Source organism: Candidatus Eisenbacteria bacterium (assembly GCA_005893275.1).
GTDB lineage: Bacteria > Eisenbacteria > RBG-16-71-46 > SZUA-252 > SZUA-252 > WS-7.
Genome location: VBOW01000077.1, coordinates 1 through 7959, shown reverse-complemented (window position 1 = coordinate 7959; position 7959 = coordinate 1). Strand labels below are relative to the sequence as shown.

Genomic DNA, 7959 nt, shown 5'->3' with positions numbered 1-7959 from the left:
GGCACGGACGGAGTGGTCGCGTTTCTCGCGAGTCCCGACGGTCGATGGCTCTCGTTCGCGTCTGCGTTATCCGGGCAATCCAGCCATTTCCAATTGTTCAAGATGCCGATCGACGGCAGCAGCCCGCCCATCCCTATCGGCAGGGTCGACCCCACGTGGGAACCAGAGGCGGTCTGGCTTCGCTCGGGGGATTTCATCTTCAGCACGGAGGACGGGACGAAATACGTCCGTGTGTCGGCGAGCGGCGCAGCGAGCGCGCCTGTGAAATTTGACGCGCCGGGGTACAACGGCCGGCTGGCCCCCGCGAACCCGGCGCTGCCGGGAGACAGGGGCATTTTCCTGTTCGCGACCTGGTACGAAAGGGGCGTTTTCTGCCAGGGAATCGGGGTGATGGATCTCAAATCGGGCAAGGTGAAGATTCTGGTCCGCGACGGCGGGTCCCCGCACTACTCACCCTCTGGGGATCTCCTCTTCAGCCGGGCGGGCGCTCTTCTGGCTGTCCCGTTCGATTTAGCCGGCCTCCAGATCAAGGGGGAGCCGGTCGCTATCATGGATGGGCTTCGGTCGCCGGGGGCAGCGAACCACGCGCGATTCGCCCTGGCGTCGAACGGAACGCTCGCCTATCAGCCCGGCTTTGATGTCGGACGGAATCGAAGGCTGGTGATCGTCTCCCGTGACGGCAAGGTGATCGAGTGGTCCGGGGAGCGGCAGGCGTTCGAATACTTAATGCGTGCCTCGCCTGACGGGAACCGGGCCGCGGTGTGCATCGACAACCCGGACGAAATCACGGAACTCTGGATCTCAGAACGCGGGCGCCCTGCTTCGTACCGCCTTCTCGGCCGGCCTGGGGCGGACTGCATTGGACCCATCTGGTCTCCGGACGGCAAACGGATCGCCTACTCCCAGTATTCGCAGTCCGGAGAGGACGGGATCTATGTCTCGAGCGTCGATGGGACCACTCCGCCCCGGCACATCGCGCCACGAACTCCTCCCTCGGCATACTTCTGGTTGAATTCATGGTCGCCCGACGGCTCGACGATTCTAGTGACAGTGGCCGAGGGCACGAAGGCGAGCCTCTACTCGATCGCGGCAACCCCGAATGAAGGCTCGCTGTCGGCGCCGAATCCGTTGTTTCATGACGACGCGAATCGAGGGGCCGCGGCGATCTCGCCCGACGGTCGCCTGATCGCGTATACCTCTGAAGAGATGGGAAAACCCGATATCTATGTCTCTCGGTGGGACGGGAAGGCTCCGGTGGGCCGATCGCTGCTCGTCTCCGCCGGCGGCGGATCAGCCGCCATGTGGGGACGCGACGGGAAGCAGGTCTACTACTTGTCTCCCCAGAACAAGTTCATGGCGGTCCAGGTCGGCGCGGCGCCGCAGCTCCAAGCTTCGGCGCCATCGGAAATCTGGGATCTTGACGCGCTGAGAATCCCTTCAGGCTCAACCCGACTGTTCGACGTTCTCCCGGACGGCCGGCTTCTCATGGTGCAGCGCGGCGAGGGGGAGGACGAGCTGACCCGCTTCGACATCGTGCTCAATTTCTTCGATGAGGTGAAGCAGAAGATGCGCGCGGCGGGGAAGTAGGCGCACCCCGACGACGTCCCAAACACACTTCCAACATGCCCCGGGGCATGTTCGGGTGCCCGACTTCCAACATGCCCCGGGGCATGTTGCGGGGGAAAGTCATGACGGCGGCGGCATCCGCCTTCCCCCGCACCTCCGGGTTCCGCCGGGCCCGGTTCGTGGTACCCTCGCCCCCTCATGCCAGTAACCTCCGGCGCCACGATAGGCCCCTATAAGGTAGACCGCGAGATCGGGCGCGGCGGGATGGGCGTCATCTTCCTCGCGCACGACACGCGCTTGGGGCGGACGGTCGCGCTGAAGGCGCTCCCCGAAGACGTCGCCGCGGACCCCGACCGCCTGCAAAGATTCGAGCGCGAGGCGCGGGTGCTGGCCTCGCTCAACCACCCGAACGTAGCGGCGATCTATGGGCTCGAGGAGTCTGAGGGGCGGCGATACCTCGCGCTCGAGCACATCGAGGGGGAGACGCTCGCTGATCGGATCGCGCGCGGGCCGCTTCCTCTCCAAGAGACGCTCAACGTCTGCATCGAGATCGCCTGCGGGGTGGAGGCGGCGCACGACGGGGGCGTGGTGCATCGTGATCTCAAGCCCGCGAACGTGATGATCACGCCGAACGAACAGGTCAAGGTGCTGGACTTCGGGCTCGCGAAGGGCCGGGTCGCGACGGACGAGGAAGGCCTCGCGAAATCCCCGGCACTGGTAGATTCGCCCACGCTTTCTTCGCCGACGCTCCCGCACTCGCCGACCTTTATCAACCCCGCGACAATGGTCGGCGTGATCCTGGGCACGGCGGCGTACCTCTCGCCCGAGCAGGCGCGGGGCAAGGTCGTCGACCGCCGCACCGACATCTGGTCCTTCGGCTGCATCGTCTACGAATGCCTCACCGGGAAGCGCGCGTTCGAGGGAGAGACGGTGAGCGACACCATCGCGAAGATCCTCGAGCGCGAGATGGACTGGTCGACGCTCCCCAAGCACACGCCCGCGCGGCTCCGCGAGCTGCTCGAGCGCTGCCTGACCAAAGATCCCAAGAAACGCCTGCGCGACATCGGCGACGCGCGGCTCACGCTCGAGGAGATCAAATCGGGGCGGTACGCGGGCGCCGGCGCCTCCGCCGACGCCGCCGCGCCGGCGAGCGCGGCCGCGAAACGCCGCACCGCGATCCTCCTCGCGGCCGCCGCAATCGCGGGCGCCGCCCTCGGTGCCGCGGGGTGGAACGCCTTCACCGCCGGCCGCACCCACACCGAAGGCGTCATGCACCTGGCGCTCCCAACCCCTCCGGATGTTCAAGTCCAGGGGGCTGCATCCGATGGGCGCACGATCGCCCTCATCGGAAAACCGCTCACCGCCGGCGCGAGAGATTTATCGCTTGCTCGTCTTTACATGCGCCGCATGGATCAGCCGGAATTCGATGTGGTCCGTGGGACCGAGGGCGCCAGCGCGCTTTTCATGAGCGCGAACGGCCGCACCATCGAGTACTGGGCACCCGCGGGCGAGCAGACGCGCGACCTTCGCCGGTTCAGGATGCCGGCGGACCGGAGCGCTCCGCCCGTCCCGGTCGGGAACGTGGATCCGGAGTGGGACGTGACCGGAGCCTGGCTCGAATCCGGGGACCTCATGCTCTCGACCAATAACGGACTGAGATATGTGCGTCTGCCCGCGAAAGGGGGATCGCCCTCTCCGCCGACCAGGTTTGTCGTTCCGGGCTATCCCGCGGGTCGGTTCTTTCCGGAGGGCAAGCCGCTACCCGGCGATCGCGGCGTGTTCCTGAGCGCCATCTGGTACGAAGGGGAAGTGTACCGCCAGGGAATCGGCATTCTCGATCCTCGCTCCGGGAAGACCAAGATCCTGATCCGGGATGCAGGGAGCCCGGCGTACCACGCGGGCGTGCTCTGTTTCTCCCGACAGGACGCGTTGTTCGCGGTCCGGTTCGACCTCGGCAAAATGGAGGTCAAGGGTGAGCCGGTCGGGATCATGAACGACCTCCGCCAGGAGAACACCTCGATCAACGCCCGCTTCGGAATCACTCCAAACGGGATGCTCGTCTATGCCGGAGGGGGCAACGTCGTGCGAAACCGCCACGTGATCGTGGTGGACCGTCAGGGGAACGTTTCCGAGTGGTCGCCGGAGCGGCGACCTTACGAATATGACCTGAAGGCTTCGCCCGACGGGAGCAGGGCGACCCTCTCGATTAACAATGCGAACGCGATCACCGAGACTTGGGTGTCGGAGCGTGGACAGCCCGCGGCTCGGCGTGTCCGCTCGCGCCCGGGCGCGGACTGTCTTGGGAACTCATGGTCGCAGGACGGCCGCTGGCTCGCGTTCGCACAGAATGCCAATGATTCGCTCGATGGAATCTATCTGGTCGACGCCGCCGGCGCTTCCGCGCCGAGGCGGATCGCGAGGAAGCCCTCACCAACGTCGTACTTCATACCTACCTCCATGTCTCCGGACGGAAGGACCATGCTGACGACCAACGCCGACAGCAACAGGGTAGCGATCTGGGTCTTTCAGGTGCCCGCGCGGGAAGGTGAGCCGGGGATCCCGAGGCAGATCACCGGCAACGACGCATTACATGCCTTGGGTATTTTCTCGCCCGATGGACGCGTCGTAGCCTACCAATCGAATGAGACAGGGAGGGGGGAGGTGTACGCCAGCGAATGGGCGGGCGATGGGTTCGCGGGCCTGCCGATCATGGTCTCCCGCGGGGGAGGCGATATGCCCAGATGGGGAAAGGACGGGAAACATCTCTACTATTCGGTCCAGGGAAAACTGATGTCGGTCGGGATCACCTCAAGGCCTGGACTGACGGCAACATCCCCGACGTTGGTGTGGGATCTTGCGGCTCTGCGCATTCCACCGAACCGTCTTGGTGCCGCGCTTTACGACATTCTTCCGGACGGGCGGCTGATCGCGGTGCAGAAGGGGCCGGAGGAGCAAAATCCCACACAGGCGAACGTGATCCTGAATTTCGATGAGGTGCTGAAAGAGCGGATGCGCGCGGCGCGGAAGTAGGGGGTTGCGGTCCCTACTGTGCCGCCGGCCAGCGCGCCAGCGCCGGGCGGCAGCGCAGAAGCTCCGGCACCGTGACGAACTGGTATCCCTTGTCGCGGAGGCGATGGATGATCGTGGGCAGCGCCGCCACGGTCGCGCTCCGGTCGGGGCGATGCGCCAAGTTGAGCCCGTCGTGGAGCAGAATGATGGCCCCCGGGTGCGCGCGCGCGACGGTGGCTGCCGCGAGCTGCCGAGCGGAGTGGGGCTCCCAGTCCCGGGGCGCGTCGTCCCAGGTCACCGTCACGAGCGAATCCTCTTCCAGGACGCGCATCAGCCAAGGGGACCGAATCCCCTGGGGCGGACGGAAAAAGTGCGCGTACACGCCGGTCGCGGCATGAATGCTCTCCTCGGCCCGGTCGACTTCGGCGCGAAGATAGGGTGCGGGTTCCAGCGCGAACCCCGGCGGGTGTGAATCGGTGTGGTTTCCGATCACGTGCCCTTCGCGCGCGATCCTTGCGGCGATCGCGGGGTAGCGGCGCGCGTTCCTCCCGATCAGGAAAAACGTGGCCTTCACGTCCTCACGACGGAGAACGTCGAGCACATCGGAGGTGAAGGGCTCGTTGGGGCCGTCGTCGAAGGTCAAGGCCACCACGCGCTCCTTGGTGGCACCCTCCCAATAGGTTCTACCAAAAGCGTTCGACCAAGGCGCGAACGTGTCGTAACCGCCGAGAGCGACGAGCGCGGCAAAGACCGCTACGACGGTGCCCGTTCGGGCCGCCTTCCAGGAGAAACCCCACGGGGGACGCCAGGCGAATCCCGACGCCTCGCCCGCCGCCGGAGCCCGCCGCTCACGAATCTCTGGGAAGCTGCGCCAAAGCGGCCGCCGGCGTAACCGCAAAGACACGAAATTCGAGGCGTAGAGGAAAACGCTCCACAATAACGAGCGATTCCACCGGCGGCACGACGTGGAGACAGAAAGGCTTTCCAGGAGAACGACTCGGCCGAAGCGGCGAAGCCTCTCGGAAAGCTCGGTGTCGCATTGAAGGTTGAATTCCATATTCCAGCCGCCCGCGCGCTGGAAAACGTCCCGGCGCACGGAGAAGTTCGCGCCCCAGAGGTGCGCGCCGGCCCGGTTCCTGCGGTCCCACCGGTTCAAGACCGGAAGGATGCATCGCGTGAAGAGCCAGCCTTTCCAATTCGGCTCTCGGAAGTAAATCTCTCCCCCGACCGCCACCACCTCCGGACGCTCCGCGTACTCGCGCGCCAGGCGCGAGACCCAGTTCCGGGGCGGTACCGTGTCGGCGTCGGTCGTGGCGACGATATCGCCTGTCGCGATCGAGAAGCCGCGCGCGAGCGCGATGACGTAGCCGTGCCTGGGCTCCGACACCACCGTCACGCCGAACCACCGGGCGCGCTCCGCCGTGCGGTCGGTGCTCCCGTTGTCCACGACGATGATCTCGAGCGGGCCTCGGTAATCCTGGGTTGTGAGCGCACGGAGGCAGCTCGGCAGAAGCTCCTCCTCGTTGCGCGCGGGGACGACGATCGAGACGGTCACGGATGCACGGTAGAGAGCCGCCGACGGTCGGACAAGTCCTGACGCACTTCGGCGGCCCATTTCCTGGCCGCCTTCGCGTAGGCGCGCTTCGCGGTCCCGAGCATCGGATTCCCCTTCAGATCATGGTGGGACGCAAGGTCTCCCTGGAACACGACCCGCGTGCGGCTCGGGCCGAGCGGCCGAAACGTCACGGTGCACCGCGCCTCCGCCTTTCCCATGAAGAGCCAGAGGAGGGGATGGTGAAGGGCCTTCCACCTCGTCACCATCTCCCCTCGGCCCGTGTCCAGGGTGAAAATTTCCCATTGGTCCGCTTCGAGGGCGCGGCGCGCGGCAGGAATGACATCGCTCGACGGGAAGGAAAGCGTGTCGGTGCGAGGTGTCCCTGAGAATAACTTCCAAGGGTGGCGTGGGGCCGCCCGGGGAAGGCCGTCCGGGCCAGGGGGGCCGTCCCGGGCGAGGACAGGCGGCGGAAGCGAAGCGATGAGGATGAGCGAGAAGGTGCCAGTCTGCAGCATGACCCGGCTCAGGCCGCCCATGTATGACAGAAACCCCGAAAGGCGAGAAGGTTCCGGGAAAGCCGATTCAGGTCGCGTCAAGTTGTCTTGCCGAGGTAATTCGGCCTCATGTACGCCACCTCGAAGCCCATCTTCCTCGCATTCCGGAGCGAGTAGCTCGGCTTCTCGAGCGTGTCCTCGGCGGTCTCCATCGAAAGCCACCGGCAGCCCGCGTCGCGCGCCGCGCGAAGGCGCGCCGCGATCAAAGCGGCCTGCAAATTTCGTCCGCGTGCCTCCGGGATGACCGCGGCATAGCCGAACGAGGCCCACTCGTCCTCGATGTAGAGCGCGGCGGTCCCGATCGGCTTCCCCCGGTCGAACGCCATGAAGTGACGCCGGCGGGGACGCCCCACGAGCAACCGCGCCCATTCCGACATCCGTTCGGGAAGGCCGAACACGCTCTGGATGATCCTCCCGAAGGCTTCCGCGTGCTCGGTGCCGATCTCCTTGACGCGCGGGTCGGGCGGGGTCCAGGGCACCGGCTCGACCTCGCGCGTGAGCTTCACCCAGTGGTTGTGGAGCGGGAGCCCCCGGCTCGTGATCCAATCGGTCAGATGGATCGGTCGGGCGGCGGGGCAGACGTCGATGAAAAAGCGCGGGACGCGCGCCGCGTGAAAACGCGCGATCACCTCGTCGAGCTGCCCCTCGGTGACGGGCGTTTCGACCCCGAGCCCCGCCGCGCGATTGAGCATGAGGATGTCGGCCGCGGTCATGATCAGCACGTCCACGCTCCCGACCCGCTCGACGCGCATGCCTAGCTCCTCGGCAAGCTCGGGAGTGGCGGCGCGGAAGGCGTCCCACCAGTCGGCCCGCTCGATCCGCTCGAGCGCGACGACGTGGTCGCGGGTCAGGCTCGCGGTCGACACGCTATTTGAGGATCGCGATCGTCTTCGTAAACGCCCCGTCGGCGGAGACTCCCCGGAGGAAGTAGATCCCCGAGGCCAGGCTCTCGCCTCGCCGGCCACGGCCCTCGATCGCCACCTCGTGCAGGCCCGCGGCGAGGGAGCGCTCATCGAGAATCGTCCGGACCAGACGCCCGCCGATGTCGAACAGGTCCACCTTGGCAAGGCCCGGGCGGGTCGTCGTAAACATGAGCGTCGCACTCGGGTTGAGCGGATTCGGAGACACCGACGCGGCCAGCGCGCTACCATCGCCCGAGATGACCCGCAGCTCGAGCGTGCTCTGGAATCGGCCCCCCGTGGTGAGATCCCCCTGCAACGTCACGGTCGGCGTGCTCTGCCCCGGGGGCAGCCCGCTGAAAAGCTGCCGGAGATC

Annotated in this window: 6 protein-coding genes; 2 read left to right on the top strand and 4 right to left on the bottom strand. The window is 66.4% G+C overall.

What is annotated here, in order from left to right:
• Both E6K76_12160 and E6K76_12155 read left to right on the top strand, forming a co-directional pair.
• On the top strand, window positions 1-1587 hold a 1587-nt coding region (locus tag E6K76_12160), incomplete at its 5' end, for a hypothetical protein (GenBank protein ID TMQ56833.1).
• A 177-nt stretch (window positions 1588-1764) separates the two neighbouring features.
• Window positions 1765-4596, top strand: coding sequence for a serine/threonine-protein kinase (locus tag E6K76_12155; GenBank protein ID TMQ56832.1), 2832 nt, complete (start codon window positions 1765-1767; stop codon window positions 4594-4596).
• Window positions 4597-4609: 13 nt separating this feature from the next.
• On the opposite strand, the gene E6K76_12150 is transcribed toward E6K76_12155, so the two are convergent.
• The 4 genes from E6K76_12150 to E6K76_12135 all read right to left on the bottom strand — a co-directional run.
• Window positions 4610-6190 carry a glycosyltransferase gene (locus E6K76_12150; protein ID TMQ56831.1) on the bottom strand — a complete coding sequence of 527 codons (1581 nt, stop codon included), beginning with the start codon at window positions 6188-6190 and terminating at the stop codon, window positions 4610-4612.
• On the bottom strand, window positions 6127-6645 hold the full coding sequence (locus E6K76_12145; GenBank protein TMQ56830.1) for a hypothetical protein: 519 nt from the start codon (window positions 6643-6645) through the stop codon (window positions 6127-6129). Before E6K76_12145 ends, E6K76_12150 begins: the two co-directional genes overlap by 64 nt.
• A 77-nt stretch (window positions 6646-6722) precedes the next feature.
• On the bottom strand, window positions 6723-7550 hold the full coding sequence (locus E6K76_12140; GenBank protein ID TMQ56829.1) for a GNAT family N-acetyltransferase: 828 nt from the start codon (window positions 7548-7550) through the stop codon (window positions 6723-6725).
• Window position 7551: 1 nt separating this feature from the next.
• On the bottom strand, window positions 7552-7959 hold a 408-nt coding region (locus tag E6K76_12135; protein ID TMQ56828.1), incomplete at its 5' end, for a T9SS type A sorting domain-containing protein.